This is a genomic window from Bacillus pumilus, assembly GCF_003431975.1.
In the GTDB taxonomy this organism is placed as follows: Bacteria; Bacillota; Bacilli; order Bacillales; family Bacillaceae; genus Bacillus; species Bacillus pumilus_N.
The window spans coordinates 2,522,614-2,540,713 of record NZ_CP027116.1 but is presented as its reverse complement, the minus strand read 5'-3'; the positions used below and the strand labels follow the sequence as shown (position 1 = coordinate 2,540,713).

The 18,100-nt window shown below is 42.9% G+C and carries 18 protein-coding genes, 1 pseudogene and 1 other annotated feature; of the genes and pseudogenes, 15 read left to right on the top strand and 4 right to left on the bottom strand.

Annotation, left to right across the window (positions count from 1 at the left end; translation table 11 throughout):
• Positions 1 to 37: 37 nt before the first annotated feature.
• The 6 genes from mnmA (at position 38) to C5695_RS13220 (ending at position 5,224) form a co-directional block, all read left to right on the top strand.
• Positions 38 to 1,156, top strand: coding sequence for a tRNA 2-thiouridine(34) synthase MnmA (gene mnmA, locus C5695_RS13245; RefSeq protein WP_003216305.1), 1,119 nt, complete (start codon positions 38 to 40; stop codon positions 1,154 to 1,156).
• Positions 1,157 to 1,216: 60 nt separating this feature from the next.
• Positions 1,217 to 1,870 carry a tetratricopeptide repeat protein gene (locus tag C5695_RS13240; RefSeq protein WP_117731125.1) on the top strand — a complete coding sequence of 218 codons (654 nt, stop codon included), beginning with the start codon at positions 1,217 to 1,219 and terminating at the stop codon, positions 1,868 to 1,870.
• Between the two features lie 19 nt (positions 1,871 to 1,889).
• Positions 1,890 to 4,274 carry an SF1B family DNA helicase RecD2 gene (locus C5695_RS13235; protein ID WP_117731124.1) on the top strand — a complete coding sequence of 795 codons (2,385 nt, stop codon included), beginning with the start codon at positions 1,890 to 1,892 and terminating at the stop codon, positions 4,272 to 4,274.
• A 134-nt stretch (positions 4,275 to 4,408) separates the two neighbouring features.
• Positions 4,409 to 4,867, top strand: coding sequence for a PRC-barrel domain-containing protein (locus C5695_RS13230; RefSeq protein ID WP_233230741.1), 459 nt, complete (start codon positions 4,409 to 4,411; stop codon positions 4,865 to 4,867).
• A 13-nt stretch (positions 4,868 to 4,880) separates the two neighbouring features.
• Positions 4,881 to 5,072, top strand: a complete 192-nt coding sequence (locus C5695_RS13225; RefSeq protein ID WP_003216308.1) for a hypothetical protein — start codon at positions 4,881 to 4,883, stop codon at positions 5,070 to 5,072.
• Positions 5,073 to 5,092: 20 nt separating this feature from the next.
• Complete coding sequence (locus tag C5695_RS13220) at positions 5,093 to 5,224, top strand: YrzQ family protein (RefSeq protein WP_003216198.1); 132 nt, start codon at positions 5,093 to 5,095, stop codon at positions 5,222 to 5,224.
• 149 nt (positions 5,225 to 5,373) lie between these two features.
• Here the strand turns inward: C5695_RS13220 and C5695_RS13215 are convergent, their stop codons facing one another.
• The 4 genes and pseudogenes from C5695_RS13215 to C5695_RS13200 all read right to left on the bottom strand — a co-directional run bounded on the left by C5695_RS13215 (position 5,374) and on the right by C5695_RS13200 (position 8,323).
• Positions 5,374 to 6,024, bottom strand: coding sequence for an amino acid ABC transporter permease (locus C5695_RS13215; RefSeq protein ID WP_117731122.1), 651 nt, complete (start codon positions 6,022 to 6,024; stop codon positions 5,374 to 5,376).
• A 15-nt stretch (positions 6,025 to 6,039) separates the two neighbouring features.
• Positions 6,040 to 6,692 (bottom strand): annotated as a pseudogene (locus C5695_RS13210) (amino acid ABC transporter permease).
• Positions 6,693 to 6,771: 79 nt separating this feature from the next.
• On the bottom strand, positions 6,772 to 7,581 hold the full coding sequence (locus tag C5695_RS13205) for a transporter substrate-binding domain-containing protein (protein ID WP_117731121.1): 810 nt from the start codon (positions 7,579 to 7,581) through the stop codon (positions 6,772 to 6,774).
• Between the two features lie 13 nt (positions 7,582 to 7,594).
• Positions 7,595 to 8,323 (bottom strand): amino acid ABC transporter ATP-binding protein, encoded by a 729-nt coding sequence (locus C5695_RS13200; protein ID WP_117731120.1) that lies wholly within the window; start codon positions 8,321 to 8,323, stop codon positions 7,595 to 7,597.
• 165 nt (positions 8,324 to 8,488) lie between these two features.
• On the opposite strand from C5695_RS13200, the gene C5695_RS13195 reads away from it, so the two are divergent.
• The 9 genes from C5695_RS13195 (at position 8,489) to mltG (ending at position 18,011) form a co-directional block, all read left to right on the top strand.
• Positions 8,489 to 9,553 carry an AI-2E family transporter gene (locus C5695_RS13195; protein ID WP_117731119.1) on the top strand — a complete coding sequence of 355 codons (1,065 nt, stop codon included), beginning with the start codon at positions 8,489 to 8,491 and terminating at the stop codon, positions 9,551 to 9,553.
• 46 nt (positions 9,554 to 9,599) lie between these two features.
• Positions 9,600 to 9,808 (top strand) — a binding site (T-box leader).
• A gap of 80 nt (positions 9,809 to 9,888) precedes the next feature.
• The gene (alaS, locus tag C5695_RS13190) at positions 9,889 to 12,525 is read left to right on the top strand and encodes an alanine--tRNA ligase (protein ID WP_117731118.1); all 2,637 of its coding nucleotides are present in this window, start codon (positions 9,889 to 9,891) and stop codon (positions 12,523 to 12,525) included.
• Between the two features lie 89 nt (positions 12,526 to 12,614).
• Positions 12,615 to 12,881: an IreB family regulatory phosphoprotein gene (locus tag C5695_RS13185; RefSeq protein ID WP_008358522.1), complete on the top strand. Its 267-nt coding sequence runs from the start codon at positions 12,615 to 12,617 to the stop codon at positions 12,879 to 12,881.
• A gap of 2 nt (positions 12,882 to 12,883) precedes the next feature.
• The gene (gene ruvX, locus C5695_RS13180; protein WP_117731117.1) at positions 12,884 to 13,300 is read left to right on the top strand and encodes a Holliday junction resolvase RuvX; all 417 of its coding nucleotides are present in this window, start codon (positions 12,884 to 12,886) and stop codon (positions 13,298 to 13,300) included.
• A 15-nt stretch (positions 13,301 to 13,315) separates the two neighbouring features.
• Positions 13,316 to 13,597, top strand: coding sequence for a DUF1292 domain-containing protein (locus C5695_RS13175; protein ID WP_024423112.1), 282 nt, complete (start codon positions 13,316 to 13,318; stop codon positions 13,595 to 13,597).
• 155 nt (positions 13,598 to 13,752) lie between these two features.
• Positions 13,753 to 14,319: a biotin transporter BioY gene (locus C5695_RS13170; protein ID WP_117731116.1), complete on the top strand. Its 567-nt coding sequence runs from the start codon at positions 13,753 to 13,755 to the stop codon at positions 14,317 to 14,319.
• Positions 14,320 to 14,354: 35 nt separating this feature from the next.
• Positions 14,355 to 15,779, top strand: a complete 1,425-nt coding sequence (locus C5695_RS13165; protein WP_410369228.1) for an acyl-CoA synthetase — start codon at positions 14,355 to 14,357, stop codon at positions 15,777 to 15,779.
• Positions 15,767 to 16,855 (top strand): acetyl-CoA C-acyltransferase, encoded by a 1,089-nt coding sequence (locus C5695_RS13160; protein WP_117731114.1) that lies wholly within the window; start codon positions 15,767 to 15,769, stop codon positions 16,853 to 16,855. The genes C5695_RS13165 and C5695_RS13160 overlap by 13 nt, the downstream gene beginning before the upstream one ends.
• A gap of 73 nt (positions 16,856 to 16,928) precedes the next feature.
• Positions 16,929 to 18,011 (top strand): endolytic transglycosylase MltG, encoded by a 1,083-nt coding sequence (gene mltG / locus C5695_RS13155; protein ID WP_117731113.1) that lies wholly within the window; start codon positions 16,929 to 16,931, stop codon positions 18,009 to 18,011.
• The last annotated feature ends 89 nt before the right edge of the window (positions 18,012 to 18,100 follow it).

Sequence of the window (18,100 nt, the reverse complement as noted above, 5' to 3'; positions counted from 1 at the left end):
CGCGCATGCTGTTTCATTGAAATTGGAGTTGATGAAGATGACAAAAAGACCAGAAGACACAAGAGTTGTGGTCGGGATGTCCGGAGGAGTCGATTCATCAGTTGCTGCTCTTATGCTAAAGGAGCAGGGCTATGATGTGATCGGCATATTTATGAAAAATTGGGATGACACAGATGAAAATGGTGTATGTACAGCAACGGAGGACTATGAGGATGTCATCCGCGTCTGTAACCAGATTGGAATCCCATATTATGCAGTGAATTTCGAGAAGCAATATTGGGACAAAGTGTTTCAATATTTCCTTGATGAATATAAAGCGGGCAGAACGCCAAACCCAGACGTCATGTGTAACAAAGAAATTAAGTTCAAAGCGTTCCTTGAGCATGCATTGTCACTCGGTGCAGATTATTTGGCAACAGGACATTATGCGCGCGTCGATAGAACTGGCGATGAAGTCAAAATGCTCAGAGGCCTTGATGCCAACAAAGACCAAACGTATTTCTTAAATCAGCTGACTCAGGAACAACTCGATAAAGTCATGTTCCCAATCGGTGATTTAGAGAAAAAAAGGGTTCGTGAATTGGCAAAAGAAGCAGAGCTTGCTACAGCAACGAAAAAAGATTCAACGGGTATTTGCTTTATTGGGGAAAGAAACTTTAAAACGTTCCTCAGTCAGTATTTGCCTGCACAGCCGGGCGTGATGCAGACAATGGACGGCGAAGTCAAAGGTGAACATGATGGACTGATGTATTACACGATCGGCCAGCGCCAAGGTCTTGGCATTGGCGGCAGCGGTGATCCTTGGTTTGTCGTTGGAAAAGACTTAGAACAAAATATCTTGTTTGTTGAACAAGGTTTCCACAATCCACTTTTATACTCTGAAAGCATTTCAGCCGTTAATATCAGCTGGACTCGTCCTCATATTGTCGGCGAAAATGGTGAATTAACATGCACAGCCAAATTTAGATACCGTCAAGAAGATCATCATGTAAAGGTCAAAATGACAGGTGAGCAAGAAGCGATGGTCATCTTTGATGAACCCGTTCGTGCTGTAACTCCAGGACAAGCGGTTGTCTTTTATGATGGCGACGAATGTCTTGGCGGCGGAACAATTGACGATGTTTTCAAAGACGGTCAAAAGCTGTCGTATGTGTAACATGTTTTCAAAACCTCAACGTCGCTGTTGAGGTTTTTTAATGAAAGGATGAGAGAGCGAATGAACCATAACGAAATCGGCATAGAAGCCTTAAATCAGGGGAATATCGAAAAAGCAGCGGAAGCTTTTACGAAAGCCATTGAAGAAAGCCCAAAAGACCCGGTTCCATACATTAACTTTGCGAACTTACTTTCAAGTATCAATGAATTTGAACGTGCGCTAAACTTCTTTCAAAAAGCCATTGAACTTGATCAAATGGCAGCGGCAGCCTATTATGGGGCAGGAAATGTATACACGTTAAAAGAAGACTTTATGAAAGCAAAAGATTACTTTGAACAAGCATTAAAAGCTGGTATGGAAAATAGTGATTTATTTTACATGCTTGGGCAGACGCTCATTAAATTAGAGCAGCCAAAGCTTGCAATGCCTTATCTTCAGCGTGCTATTGAACTGAATGAAGAAGATAATGAAGCAAGGTTTCAATTTGGCATGTGCTTAGCCAATGAACACATGCTGGAAGAAGCGGTGACTGCTTTTACCGAAGTTGTCGCACGTGATCCGCAGCACGCAGATGCCTTTTATAATTTAGGGGTTGCGTATGCATACTTAGAGAAAAAAGACGAAGCACTTGAAATGCTAGGCAAAGCCATAGACGTGCAGCCTGACCATATGCTGGCACTACATGCGCAAAAGCTGATTCAAGAGGCAGAATAGACGGAAGGAGGGAAGACCTGTGCAGGAACATCCAGATCAAATGAAGCTTGAGGACGAACCGTTTTTAAAGGGGACAGTTCAAGCCGTTATTTTCCATAATGAAAGTAATTTATACTCGGTGTTAAAGGTGAAAGTCATTGAGACATCGGAAAACTTAGAGGAAAAAACAGCATCTGTCACAGGCTACTTCCCAGCACTTCATGAGGAGGAAACTTACACCTTCTACGGCAAAGTCACAAGCCACCCCAAATTTGGTGAACAGTTTCAGGCCACTCATTTTCAAAAGGAAGTACCGACAACAAAGCAAGGAATCATTCACTATCTCTCAAGTGATTTGTTTGAGGGGATAGGAAAAAAGACGGCGGAAGAAATCGTGGGAAAGCTTGGCAATCAGACGCTTCATAAAATCATGCGTGATCCGGCGGTTTTATATGACGTTCCGCGCTTATCAAAGAAGAAGGCAGATAAACTGGCGGCAGCGCTCCAGGAGCATCAAGGATTGGAACAAATCATGATTAGTCTAAATCAATATGGCTTTGGTCCGCAGCTCAGCATGAAGATATATCAAGTGTATGAGAGTGAAACGCTGCAAAAAATTGAGGAAAATCCGTATCAGCTCGTCAAGGATGTTGAAGGAATCGGGTTTATTAAGGCGGATGAGCTGGGCGCGAGAACCGGCATCTCAGGAAATGATCCAGAGCGAATCCGAGCAGCGTTGCTTTATACAGTTGAGACAGCCAGTCTTCAGGACGGTCATACGTACATACAAACGAAAGATTTGATCGTCGAAACCCGTAAGCTCCTCAATCAGACAGGCAATGAGTACAAAGTGACAGAAATGGATGTTGCCAATCAGATCATTGCACTTGGAGAAGGGAAAGAGATGATCATTGAAGATGAGCGCTGCTATCATCCGTCCTTATTTTATGCGGAACAAAGTGTTGCCAAACGTATACAAAAAATTGTCTCCCAAACGGAATATGCAGAACAATTTCCTGAATCGGAATTCCTGCTTGCTCTCGGGAACCTTGAGGAACGGCTCGGCGTTCAGTATGCACCAACTCAAAAGGAAGCGATTCAAAAGGCACTTATGTCCCCGATGCTGCTTTTAACAGGCGGACCTGGTACAGGGAAGACAACAGTCATTAAAGGGATTGTCGAGCTTTACAGTGATCTTCACGGTGTATCCCTTGATCCGAGTGATTATAAAAAAGATGAATCCTTTCCATTTGTGCTTGCTGCGCCTACTGGACGGGCGGCTAAACGGATGACGGAATCAACGGGGCTTCCAGCTGTAACCATTCACAGGCTGCTGGGCTGGAACGGGTCAGAGGGCTTTTCGCATGATGAGGAACAGCCGATTGAAGGAAAGCTTGTCATCATTGATGAATCAAGTATGCTCGATATTTGGCTTGCCAATCATTTGTTTAAAGCGATTCCTGATCATATCCAAGTAATTATGGTGGGAGATGAACATCAACTTCCATCTGTTGGACCAGGCCAAGTATTAAGAGACCTGCTAGCCTCACAAGCCGTGCCAGCTGTTACACTGACAGATATTTACCGCCAGGCAGACGGCTCCAGTATTGTTGAACTTGCGCATGAGATGAAAAATGGCGTCCTGCCAAGAGATATAACTGCACGTTCAAAGGATCGATCCTTCATTCGATGCAATGCGGATCAAATGAAAGAAGTCATTGAGAAAGTCGTCAGCAACGCTGCTCAAAAAGGCTATTCAGCAAAAGATATTCAAGTGCTTGCACCCATGTATAAAGGGAAAGCGGGCATTAATGAGCTCAATAAAATGCTGCAGCACATTTTGAATCCTAAAAAACCAAAAGGCAGAGAAATCCCGTTTGGTGATGTCGTATTCAGAACTGGGGATAAAGTGCTTCAGCTTGTGAATCAGCCGGAGAATAATATTTTTAACGGTGATATCGGTGAAATTGTCTCCATTTTTTATGCGAAAGAAAACACGGAAAAAGAAGATATGGCTGTCATCTCCTTTGATGGGAATGAAATCACCTTTACAAAAAAGGATTTTCATCAATTTACACATGCTTATTGTTGCTCCATCCACAAATCACAAGGAAGTGAGTTTCCCATCGTTGTGCTGCCAGTCGTGAGAAGCTATTATCGAATGCTTAGGCGAAATCTGCTGTACACAGCCATTACTCGAAGTAAAAAGTTTTTAATCCTGTGCGGCGAGGAATCAGCACTGGAGTGGGGCGTGAAAAACAATGAGGATTCTCTCAGACAAACGTCCTTAACAATGCGGCTCGTTCAAACTGAGGAGGTCATGGATGCGGAGCTTGCAGCCCTTCAAAAAGAGCTTCCGTTTAGCGTGCATGATGCAAATATTGGAATGGAAGGAATCACTCCATTTGATTTTATGCATGAATAAAAGGCTTCCCACTGGGAGCCTTTTTCGCATGAAAAAAATCCCTTGCATTCCGTTCATGGAAGCCATTTCTTCGTATGAGTCTTGAAGCAAACGCACACGATAAGACTGTTCCGCAAAAGGTGGTTGAGCACATTTTGAGAACATGTCGAGAGCTTGAAGGAATGTCAATCTATGCAGGTGAGCGGTCTCATTCACTTGGTGCCATTAAAGATATTTGTTTTTTAGCCGGAGGCAGCTGCGGAGGATATGTGTTAGATGGGAAAAAGAAAGACTGTGCTTTCATTCCCTTTTCTGCTGGTGATCAGCTGACAGACAAAGGTTTATATGTGAGCTGCCAGGAGGGAGTAGGTATGGATTCCTCTGCCTCATCCTTCTTATTTTCGAAATTAAAAAAGAAAATGATGCAGTCGCCTGAGGGTGAAAATTTAGGCATATTGGAAGATGTATACTTTTGCACAAATTCGGGCACAATCGTAGCATATGAACTCTCGGACGGCTTCTTTACAGAGCTATCAGGGATTCGAAAACAGCTGAACGCTGCCGGAACCTTGATAAACGTTGAAAAGGAAGTACTGGTTCTAAACCGAACGTAAAGAGGTGCTGATTATGCTCATTTGCCCAAATTGCAAATGTAAAGACATCGGAAAAATTGGGGTCAATCAATATTATTGCTGGGGCTGTTTTATTGAATTGACGCTGTCAAAAGGTAAAATATCTACACACCAAGTGGAGGAAGACGGGACACTAAGCAGCTTAGATGATCTGTTTAGTGATGATGAACGTTCAATTCAATTATAAGTGTTAAGGGGGAATTTCGAATGGGCAAAATGACTTCTTCACTATTAACGCTTGGTGCAGGTGCACTCGCATATCACTTTGCAAGTCGATATGATATGCCATCAAAGCGGGATATGAAAAAGCTAAGAAAACGTGTTATGAGAATGATGTAAAAACAAACATCCGCCAAAAGCGGATGTCCCAGATTGTTGACAAAGGGCTAAATTGATAGCCCTTTGTTTTCATTTTCAGCGTGAAAAAAAATCTTTGAAGTCTAGGAAGGGAGAGCGCCGGAGCGCAGACCTGACACCGAATGCCTTTTTTATGCCTGCCTGTATTCTAATCGGCGTGCCAGTAAGGATAAGCTGAAATTGACGACAAAATACATCATCGCCGCTAAGAGGAAAATGGGCAGTAAGTAAGACTGACTTTGCCCGTTTAATATTTGAGCGTGATGTAATAGTTCTGGAAGTGCAATGACAACAGCAAGCGACGTATCTTTTAAAAGAGAGATGAACTGACTGACGATTGGCGGTACCATTCGGCGTAAAGCCTGCGGCATAATAATCATTTTTAACGTTTGAATATAGGTTAAACCAGATGATCTGGCTGCTTCGATCTGACCCTTATCAATTGATTTTAAACCGCTTCGAATAATTTCTGACAGCATCGCTGATTCAAAGACGGTTAAAGCTGCAATGGCCGAGGCTGTAATGCTCAGCTTGACGCCAATTTCAGGGAGTGCAAAATACGTAAAAAAGATAATTAATAAGAGCGGCAGATTTCGAATGGTTTCTACGATGACCGCAAGTATCTTGGATAAAACCGGAATCTGAGCGAACCGCAATGTGCCGACAACTAAACCAATGAGAAAGCTCAAGATGATCGAGATAAAAGCCACTTTTAAGGTGACAGCAAATCCTTCAAGTAAAAAGGCGAGATGATCAGGCTGATAGGCACCTAAAAAATCCATGGTGTTTCCTCCTTTCTAGTGGCTTCTTGCTAATCTTCTTTCTAAATAACCAACGCCTAGACTCAGCGGAATGGTCAATAGAAGATAGAACATGGCAACAAAGATGTAGACATCAAACGTCACAAACGTCCTCGACGCAATAAGATCTCCTTGGTACATCAAATCAAACCCTGCAATGACACCTAAAATAGAGGAGTTTTTGACAAGGTTAATAAATTGATTTCCGAGGGGGGAACGACAATTTTAATCGCTTGAGGCAGGATGATATACCGCATCGTTCCGCCGTAGGAAAGACCTGAAGCGCGTGCGGCTTCCATTTGACCAAGCGGTACAGCTTGTATGCCTGCACGAATGGCTTCAGCAATAAAGGCAGAGGTATAGATGGAAAGGGCAATCGTGCCAGCAGTGAAGCCGTCAGCTACAATACCGAGCACAGGTAAACCAAAGAAGAAAACGAATGTAATCAATAATAACGGAATATTCCGAATAAATTCCACGTAAGCCGTTCCTAACCAGTTGAGTGGCCTGAATGGCGCAATTCTCATAATGGCAATGAGTGTACCGATCAAAAAGCTTCCAATCAAAGCAATGACACTTGCACCAACGGTATATTTGAAGCCTTCTACATAAAGATGAAAATTTTCAGTAAGAATGGAAAACCGCAGCAATCAGTTCACTTCCTTCCTAATCAACAGGTGAGCCAATAAGCGGCTCACCTTGAGAGAATAGATCGTCACCAGTCAAACGTTATTCTTTGATCCATTTTTGATGAATCTTGTCATACTCTCCATTGTCTTTTAATGTTTTTAAGGCTTGATTGATCGCTTCAGTTAATTCCTGATCACCTTTTTTTACAGCAATGCCATAAGGCTCATCTGTAAAGGTGCCGCCAACGACTTCGTAATTTGAATCCTCATCTGCCATACCAAATAAGATCGCATTATCAGTTGTCAGCACTTGCCCTTGGTTTGATTTTAAGGCTGTAAAAGCTTCCTGATAGTTCTCAAATTCTAATACAGACGCTTCAGGTGCTTTCTCACGGATATTTTGAGAAGAAGTAGACCCTTTCACTGCAAGCACTTTCGTCCCTTTTTTAAGATCATCAATCGATTGAATGTCGCTTCCTTTTTTCACAAGCAGTGATTGTCCTGCTTCAAAGTAAACATCTGAGAAATTGACTTCTTTCTTGCGCTCTTCTGTTATCGTCATGGTCGCAACGATCGCATGAATATCACCTTTTTGCAGTAAAGGAATTCTCGTTTTCGATGTCACTTCTTTAAATTCTACTTTTCCATCATCCCCGAGCATTTCCTTTGCAATGGCTTTCGCAATATCAATATCAAATCCTTCGATATCTCCGTTGCTAGGATTTTTCAAACCGAAGAGGCGTGTGTCATTTTTAACACCGAAAATGATTTTTTTGTCTTTCTTAATGGCTTCTAAAGAGCTTCCTTGCTTTGTATCAGATGAGCCTTTTTCAGTCGACCCACAAGCAGCTAAAGCGGCAATACAGCAAGTCATAAAGAGCAGCAGGCCAAATCGTTTCATTTTTTTCATCAAATCATTCCCCCTAGTGATTTAAAATACGGCTTAAAAAGAGCTGAGCGCGTTTCTCACGCGGTTTCTCATAAAATGCAGCCGGTGTTGACTCTTCAAGAACTCTGCCTTCGTCAATAAAGACAATGCGGTCAGCCACTTCCCGAGCAAATCCCATCTCATGTGTAACAACGACCATGGTCATTCCTTCACGGGCAAGCTGCTTCATCACATCAAGTACCTCGCCAATCATTTCTGGGTCAAGTGCGGATGTCGGTTCGTCGAACAGCATGACCTCTGGCTTCATCGCGAGTCCTCTTGCAATTGCAACACGCTGCTGCTGTCCACCTGAGAGTCTTGAAGGGTAGGCATCAGCCTTATCAGGAATGCCGACTTTATTTAAATAAAATTCAGCTGTTTCCTTCGCTTCCTCCTTGCTCACCTTTTTCACCTTCATTGGCGCAAGCATAATGTTTTCAAGCACCGTCTTATGAGGATAGAGGTGAAAATGCTGAAAAACCATCCCGATATTTTGCCTGATTAGATTGATGTTGGTTTTCGGATGCTGAACAGGCACTTCGTTGACGAGTACCTTTCCCTCATCAATGCTTTCGAGACGATTGATGCATCTGAGCATCGTGCTTTTACCAGATCCTGAAGGACCGATGATCACGACAACCTCGCCTTTTTGAATATGTAGGTTAATGTCTTTCAGTACATGGAACTGGCCATAATGCTTGTTGACTTCTTCGAATGTGATCATGAAGAACCTCCTCTTGTACATGATGGAATCCAGTGGAGACATGATAGTGACTTTGGATGGAGCTGTATGTTTTATGTGTATTCATTTTTAACAAAGTTAGGACAAATTTTATTTAAGTGGATAATTACAGAAGATGGATAAACAATAAGAAAAGAGGTGAAAAAGGTGAAGAAACATCCGATCCAATTTCTAATATATGCTGCAGGGGTCCTGCTTGTCCTTGCTTCCTTGCTCATTTTGCTGCAGCTTGACGAGTTATGGATGCCTATTTTTTTGTTATTAAAAGCGGTTTTGATTCCGCTTCTTATTGCCATTTTTATTTCTTATCTCCTTTATCCGATTGTGGAAAGATTGCACGCGGAGGGCTTGCCAAGGACAATAAGTCTTTTATTGATTTATGTGCTGTTTTTTGGCGGGATTGGGTTGGCAGTCTATAAAGGAGCACCTGTCATGATCAAGCAGCTAAATGAGCTTTCAGAACAAATTCCTGTGCTGGCTGAAACGTATAATGGCGCATTATCCCATATTCATCGTCATACTAGTCATTGGCCCGACGGACTTCACGACAGGCTGGACCGCATGATTGTCCAATCTGAGACATATGCAGCTAACGGCGCAGAGCGGATGATTCTGAGCTGTAAAGCATTACTTGATTACGCATTAGTTGCAGCACTCATTCCTTTTCTCGTTTTTTATATGGTCAAAGACATGAATACGATGAAGCGGGCTGCATGGTATTTAACCCCGCCGTCATATCGGAAGAGGGGACATGCCTTTGTAAAAGCAGTGGATGAATCGCTTGGTAATTATATTAGAGGACAATTGCTCGTTTGTTCCTTAATCGGGGGTGCAGCAGCCGTCGTGCTCTGGCTGTTTCATATCCCGTATCCGCTTGTCCTTGGTATGCTGATTGGCGCAACGAATGTGATTCCGTACTTTGGACCGATTATTGGTGCGATTCCTGCTGTTTTCATTGCCTTTACCATTTCGGTTAAATCGGTCATCATTGTGCTGATTACAGTAGCGGTGCTGCAATTTTTAGAGAGTAATATCCTCAGCCCGATCATCGTAGGGAGAAGTCTTCATATGCACCCTGTCGTCATTATGCTTGTCTTGCTTGCAGGAGGAGAGTTATTTGGCCTGATTGGCATGATTTTAGCCGTACCTACTGCGGCTATTATTAGGGTGATCATTGTACAATATATTCTGATGAGACGAAGCGTTCATTGACAAGAGGAGCCGAGTTGTCTATAATAATTTCGATTCATACTACATATTGAATTCAATGACGGACCCGAGTACGTTAAAAAGCTGTTGCAGAGAGAGGCTTTATGTTGCTGAGAAAAGCCTTATCAGACCTTTAACGGAAGCTAGTCCCGAGTGCAGATAAACACTGCCGCTCTCTTCCGGCGTTATCGGATGTGAAGGTGATAGACGAATAAGTCTATAATCAGGGTGGTACCGCGAGAACATCTCGTCCCTGTGTAAGTCGTTTTGTGCTTGCATAGGGCGGGATGTTTTTTCGTTTGTGTGGAGATTGATGAATGATAAGGGAGGATTTTTGAATGAAAACTTTAACTTCTGCTCAAGTGCGTCAAATGTTTTTAGACTTTTTTAAAGAAAAAGGACATGCTGTAGAACCGAGTGCGTCACTCGTACCGCATGATGATCCGACACTTTTATGGATTAACAGTGGTGTGGCTACATTAAAGAAATATTTTGATGGCCGCGTCGTGCCTGATAACCCGCGTATTTGCAACGCACAAAAATCGATTCGTACGAATGATATTGAAAATGTAGGGAAAACAGCACGCCATCATACGTTCTTTGAAATGCTTGGCAACTTCTCTATTGGTGATTATTTTAAAGAAGAAGCGATCGAATGGGCATGGGAATTCCTCACAAGTGACGAGTGGATTGGCTTTGACCCGAATTTGTTATCTGTCACTGTCCATCCAGAGGACGAAGAAGCGTATGTTCTATGGAGAGATAAAATCGGTGTGCCTGAAGAACGTATTATTCGTCTTGAAGGCAACTTCTGGGATATTGGGGAGGGCCCAAGTGGACCAAATACGGAAATTTTCTATGACCGTGGTGAATCATACGGTGCCGACATGAACGATCCAGAATTATATCCTGGCGGGGAAAATGAGCGCTATCTAGAAGTGTGGAATCTTGTGTTCTCTGAATTCAACCATAATCCAGATGGGTCATACACACCGCTGCCGAAGAAAAACATTGATACAGGGATGGGACTTGAACGAATGGTATCTGTCATTCAAAATGTGCCAACGAACTTTGATACAGATCTATTCATGCCGATTATTCGTGCAGTCGAAACCATCTCTGGAGAAAGCTATGGTTTGGCGAAGGAAAAGGACACAGCATTTAAAGTAATTGCTGACCATATCCGTACTGTTGCCTTCGCTGTAAGTGACGGAGCGCTTCCTTCTAATGAAGGCCGTGGATATGTGTTAAGACGTTTGCTTCGCCGTGCGGTGCGTTATGCAAAAACCATTCACATCCACCGTCCGTTTATGTATGACTTAGTACCAGTTGTCGCGGAAATCATGAAAGATTTCTACCCAGATGTACAAGCAAAAGAAGAATTTATTGCAAAAGTCATCAAAAATGAAGAAGAACGTTTCCATGAAACACTGAACGAAGGCTTAGCAATTTTGTCAGAAGTCATCAAAAAAGAAAGAGACAAAGGCAGCTCACAGATTTCAGGTGAAGATATCTTTAAACTTTATGACACATATGGATTCCCTGTCGAGCTCACAGAAGAATACGCAGAAGATGAGAACATGACAGTGGACCGAGAAGGTTTCCAAACAGAGATGGAGAAGCAGCGTGAGCGTGCAAGAAATGCAAGACAAGATGTCGGCAGCATGCAAGTTCAAGGCGGCGCTCTAGGTGATATTAAAGTAGAGAGCACTTTTGTTGGCTACGAAAATCTAACGGCGGATGCTCATATTGTCGAATTGCTTCAAAATGGTGAGATTGTCACAGAAGCACATGAAGGAGAAACGGTGCAAATCTTATTAGATGAAACTCCTTTCTATGCGGAAAGCGGCGGACAAGTAGCTGATAAAGGGACATTAAAAAGCGCAGAAGTCATCATTGACATCAAGGATGTGAAAAAGGCGCCAAATGGTCAGCATGTTCATGAGGGTGTCGTTGTAAGCGGTACGGCCAAAAAAGGTCTTGAAGTCACTGCAGAAGTGGCATCAGCTCTTCGAAAAGGCATTGTGAAAAACCATACAGCGACACACCTTTTACATCAAGCGCTAAAAGATGTATTGGGTAGCCACGTGAACCAAGCAGGATCATTGGTGAATGAAAACAGACTTCGCTTTGACTTCTCTCACTTTGGACAAGTGACAAAAGAAGAATTATCACAGATTGAAAAAATCGTGAACGAAAAGATCTGGGAAGGCATTTCTGTTGCCATTGATCTGAAGCCAATTGCTGAAGCAAAAGAGATGGGCGCAATGGCACTATTTGGCGAGAAGTATGGAGATATTGTCCGCGTGGTTCAAGTGGGCGATTACAGCATCGAGCTATGCGGCGGCTGTCACGTGCAAAATACTGCGGAAATCGGCTTGTTTAAAATTGCATCGGAATCGGGTATTGGTGCTGGAACACGCCGGATTGAGGCTGTGACTGGTAAAGGTGCATACGAAGAATTAAATGACCAGCTGGCGATTTTAGAGCAGGCAGCGAGTGAGCTGAAGTCAAATACGAAAGACGTGCCAAAACGTATCGCGTCATTACAGGCGGATTTAAAAGAGGTTCAAAGAGAAAACGAATCTCTTCTGGCGAAATTAAGCCAGGCAGAAGCAGGCTCAATTTTAGAGAAAGTCATAGACATTGGCGGAGTGAAAGTGTTAACTGAAAAAGTAAACGCGAAAGACATGAACCATTTAAGAACAATGGTTGATGACTTAAAAGCCAAATTAGGCTCAGCTGTTATCGTACTCGGAGCCGTTCAAAACGGAAAAGTAAACATTTCAGCAGGAGTGACCAAAGACGTCATCGAAAAAGGTCTGCATGCAGGAAAACTTGTAAAACAAGCAGCTGAAATCTGCGGCGGAGGCGGAGGCGGACGCCCAGACATGGCACAAGCAGGCGGAAAACAACCGGAAAAGCTAGAAGAAGCACTAGCAACTGTCGAAGAATCTGTCAAATCCGTTTTATAATCAGGCGATGTAGTGTAGAATAATGGTATTAGATGAGCGGTTAGAAAAAAGCTTGCTAGTAGAATGTTGGAAGAGAGGTGCAAGAAGCAGTGAGTTCATTTGATAAGACAATGAAGTTTAACTTCTCTGATGATTCAGCTGAAACCAATGTGAATGAAGTGCTCATTACAGTACATGATGCACTCCAAGAAAAAGGATACAACCCGATCAATCAAATTGTCGGATACTTGCTGTCAGGCGACCCTGCTTATATTCCAAGACATCAGGATGCACGCAACCTAATTCGTAAACTAGAACGAGACGAATTAATTGAGGAATTGGTTAAATCGTACTTAGAGACACATAAAGAGGCGTAAATATGAGAATTTTAGGCTTAGATTTAGGCACGAAAACCCTTGGTGTTGCGATCAGTGATGAAATGGGCTGGACAGCGCAGGGGATTGAAACAATTAAAATTGATGAAGCAGGCGGAGACTTCGGTCTCAGCCGCCTGTCTGAGATTATCGCACAATACGGAGCGGATAAAATCGTACTTGGCTTTCCAAAAAATATGAACGGTACGGTCGGTCCTAGAGGCGAAGCCAGCCAATCATTTGCGAAAGTATTAGAAAACACGTACAATGTTCCTGTTGTGCTTTGGGACGAGCGTCTGTCAACAATGGCAGCGGAAAAAATGCTCATCTCTGCAGATGTGAGCAGACAAAAGCGTAAAAAAGTCATTGATAAAATGGCGGCTGTTATGATCCTGCAAGGGTACTTAGACAGCTTAAATTAAAATGAGGTGAATCAAATGGAACACGGAGAAAAGCAAATTACAATCGTTGATGATAATGGAAATGAACAGCTTTGCGAAGTACTATTTACTTTTGAAAGCGACCATTTTAACAAATCATATGTTCTTTACTACCCAATTTCTGAACAAGATAACGAAGAAATTGAAATTCATGCATCAAGCTTCACGCCGAATGAAGACGGTGAAGATGGCGAGCTAGAGCCTATTGAAACGGATGAAGAGTGGGACATGATTGAAGAAACGTTAAATACGTTCTTAGATCAAGAAGACGAAGAATAGAACGAATAAAAGGCCTGTGAGCAGATCTTAGTGATCTTTCTTCGCAGGTCTTTTTTTTACGGTATATATGTTAACTTTTATTTAATTTTAGTTGACATATAAATCTGTACCTTTTACTCTAATTTTAACAATGAATTGAGTGAGGGGGATAAAAATTGAAACTTCAAGATATGATGCAAATGGCGTTAATGACAGCGGTTATGGGGATGTTAGGATTTATCCCGCCTATTTTACTTACGTTTACACCTGTACCCATCACATTGCAAACGGCAGGTCTTTTGCTAGCCGGGGGGCTATTAAAGCCGAAACAGGCGCTGATCAGTTTGATTCTGTTTCTTTTAATCGTGGCAGCAGGTGCACCTCTTTTGTCAGGTGGTAGAGGCGGAATAGGGGTCTTTTTTGGACCAAGCGGTGGTTTTTTACTTGCTTATCCAGTGGCTGCTCTGATGATTAGTTTGTGGCTGAATCGCCTGAAAAAAGTGACCGCTCTGCGTCTTTTTATGATCTTTGCGATATGCAGTATCGGGATTTTGTATCTATGTGGTATTCCTTTTCAAGCGATGATGATGGATATCAAGGTCACTCAAGCAGCTCTCCTTAGTTTGATTTATATTCCAGGTGATCTGATCAAAGCGGGCATATGTTCGATTCTCACAGTGAAAATCATTGAGGCCATGTCATATCAAAAAAGGGACATACATAAAGGGAGGCGCGCGGTTTGAACAGAATAACGGAAAGCTATGCATTACATGCAGAAATGAACCCAGATCATATCGCTATCATTGATGGACAAGAAAAAATCACTTATCAAGATTGGTATGAGCGTGTCCAGACATCGGCGCAATGGTTACAACAAGCGCCTCACGAACAAAAAAGAGTCGCTTTTTTATTATCAAATGGTGCTTCTTTTTTGCAAATATTTGCAGGCGCTGCTTCTGCAGGGTGGACAGCTATTCCCCTTGATCCGAGATGGAGCCATGAGGAATATGTAGCAAAGCTTTTGTTAAGTAAATCAGACCTCGTCATAGTAGAGGATCGATATATGAAAAGATTTGAAAAGCACAGCGTAGACATACCGGTTCTTTCCTTATCTGAATGGGAGGAAAGCTTGAGCCTGATGACACATAGCCCTTGTATCAAAAGTGGCAGCGAGGAGAACCCTGTCTTTTATATGGGATTTACATCCGGTTCAACGGGTTCACCTAAAGCTTTTATCAGGCGCCATCAGTCATGGATCGAAAGCTTTCGAACGACAGCTGATGCGTTTGGAATCACTCATCAAGATCATGTCCTGATAATAGGCACACTCTTATCCTCGCACTTTTTATATGGTGCCATTAGTACGCTTTACTTTGGGGGTACAATGACGCTTTTAGAAAAATTTGCGCCAGTCAAAGCAAAGAAAGCATTAGAAACAGAAGACATCACTGTGATGTATACTGTCCCGACAATGACAGAATCGTTGCTAGAAATCGATGCTTTTGGAAGGAGAAACCCGCTTCTTGTCTTATCCTCCGGAGCAGATTGGAACATCTCATCAAAGAAACAACTCGTCACCCATTATCCGCATGTGACTTTTTTTGATTTTTACGGCACTTCCGAGCTAAGCTTTGTATCTTACTTGTCTTCAAATGACTTTCTGCAAAAACCTTCTTCTGTCGGAAGGCCCTTTTCGTCCATTCAAGTCGAAGTGAGGCGGGCAGATCAATCGATCTGTCAGCCAAATGAAACAGGAAGAATCTATGTGAAGAGTCCGATGTCTTTTTCAGGCTACTTACATGATGTGAAAGCACCTGAGGAATGGCTGACAGTTTATGATATGGGCTGGATGGATGAAGACGGCTATTTGTATATGAGCGGACGTGAGAATGGCTTGATCGTCTATGGAGGGCTTAATATCTTTCCAGAGGAAGTGGAGCGTGTGCTAAATGAACAGCCTGAGGTAAAACGGTCAATCGTCATTGGACTTCCTGACCCATATTGGGGTGAAATTCCAGTTGCTATTATTGAACAAGGGAAGCAGACAAAGACGATTCGGCAAGCTGTCAAGGAAAAGCTGGCTGCTTACAAGGTACCAAAAAAATGGTTTGTCGTTGATCAAATGATTGAAACCTCTGGCGGGAAAATAGCCCGTGCCAGCATGAAAAAGTGGGCGGAGGAACAATTGTCATGCAAGCAGTGATTGTACAAGCAAAACGAACACCCTTTGGTGATAAAAACGGGATACTGAAACATTATCTCCCAGAGCAATTGGCTGCGCCCCTTATTCAGCAATTGTCGCAGGGGATGACACCTGATGACGTCATATTAGGGAATGTCGTTGGGGGCGGAGGTAATATGGCTCGTCTGTCCTCATTAGAAGCAGGGCTTTCTTTACAAGTGCCCGGTATGACGATTGATAGGCAGTGTGCCTCTGGCCTTGAAGCGATCCGAACTGCTTGCGTGATGGTTCAATCAGGAGGGGGATCGATGTATATCGCTGGCGGGACTGAGAGCATTTCCAGATCACCAATGAAAGAAAGAGCCCGTTTTTCACCTGAGTGGATTGGAGATCCATCTATGGGAGAAGCAGCGGAGCTGACCGCGTCGAGATTTTCAGTCACAAGAAAGGAACAAGATGACTATGCCCTTTTAAGCTGGGAAAGAAGTATAGATGCCATGAAACGTGGGACATATTCAGAAGAAATCGTTTCCATTGACGGACTGAGCATAGATGAAGCGTACGCTAAAATAAGACCGATGGCGAAGCTGATCCAGCGGGCAAAGCCTGTCTTTTCACCGGGAAAAGGAACAGTGACTGCCGCCAATAGCTGCAAAGAAGCAGACGGGGCAGCAGCGGTCGTTGTGATGGAAAGAGCGTTAGCGGAGGCGAATGGTTTTCAGCCGGTGCTACGATATGTCGGAAGTGCTGTGACGGCGATGCATCCTCATTTTCCTGCTGCTGCACCGATTGATGCCATCAAGAAACTTCTAGATCAAGAGAAAATTAAGGTAGAGGATGTTGCGCTGTTTGAAATCAATGAAGCCTTTGCTCTGAAAATAGCGCTGATTGCCCGCAAGTTTAGCATTCCTTATGACCGATTGAATAGAAGAGGCGGTGCACTTTGTCTTGGGCATCCATATAGCGCATCAGGAGCTGCTATGATGGTGAGACTATTTTATGAAGCACGTGCTTTACCGAATGGAAGCTATGTCATGGCTGCTATTGGAAGCGGTGGCGGCATTGGTTTAGCTGTATTATGTCAAGTTCTGTCATGAGATGCATGAGCAAGTAATTGCCGAACTCCGTCGAATCATGTACTATAAAAGCTAGATGTGAGGAGGGCCATGCATGTTTTCAGAACAAAAGAAACGACCATTCTTCAAAAGAAAAATGGGGATCGTCCTGTTATCTGTCCTTGCTGTGATCATCATTGCAGCATTATCAGGCTTTTTATATGTAAAATCAGCACTTGGACCGGTCGATCAAAAAAGCAAACAAACGATTAATATTCATATTCCTAATGGGACATCTGTCCGCGAGATTGCGGGCATTCTAAAAGAAAATGGGCTCATTTCGAATGACAAGGTTTTCACTTATTATGCAAAATACAAAAATGCGTCAGGCTTTAAAGCAGGATATTTTCATTTGAAACAAACGATGGACGCAGACACGCTGATTCAAAAGCTGACATCTGGAGGGACAGACTACGCCTTTCAGCTTGTGATTCCAGAGGGAAGACAGCTGTCTGATATTGCGGCCATTATTGCAAACCAGACGAATTTTTCAGCGAAGGAAGTTGAAGCGAAGCTGGATGATCCTGCTTTTATTCAAACGTTAATGAAAAAATATCCGAAAACGGTGACATCACAGGTTAATAGCAAACAGGTGAAACATCCTTTAGAAGGTTATTTATTCCCTGCGACATACCCATTTTATCGCGAGGATGAATCACTAGAAACGATCATTGAAACGATGATTAAACAAACAGATCAATACGTGAAAGCGTATGAAAAAGACATGAAAAAGAGAAACATGTCCATACATGATGTGTTAACGATGGCATCACTGATTGAAATGGAAGCAACGGAAAAGACGGATCGGGCAAAAATTTCAAGTGTATTTTATAACCGGTTGAAAAAGGACATGCCGCTTCAAACTGATCCAACCGTTCTTTATGCACTAGGTAAGCATAAATCCCGCGTTTATTACAAAGACCTCAAGGTGAAATCTCCATATAATACGTATAACAACAAGGGAATGCCGCCTGGACCTATTGCAAATGCTGGTGAATCTTCATGGAAAGCGGCACTGCATCCAGAGAAAACGGATTATGTGTATTTCCTTGCGAAGAAAAATGGAGAAGTCGTCTTTACGAAAACGTTAAATGAACACAACAAAGCGAAAGCGAAATACATCACAGGCAGCAATTAACGTCCATGTGAATCGGAAAAGACTGTAGACAATACAAGATTGCCTGCAGTTTTTTTCGTTGGAATATCCATTTTATAGGTTCGCAATTA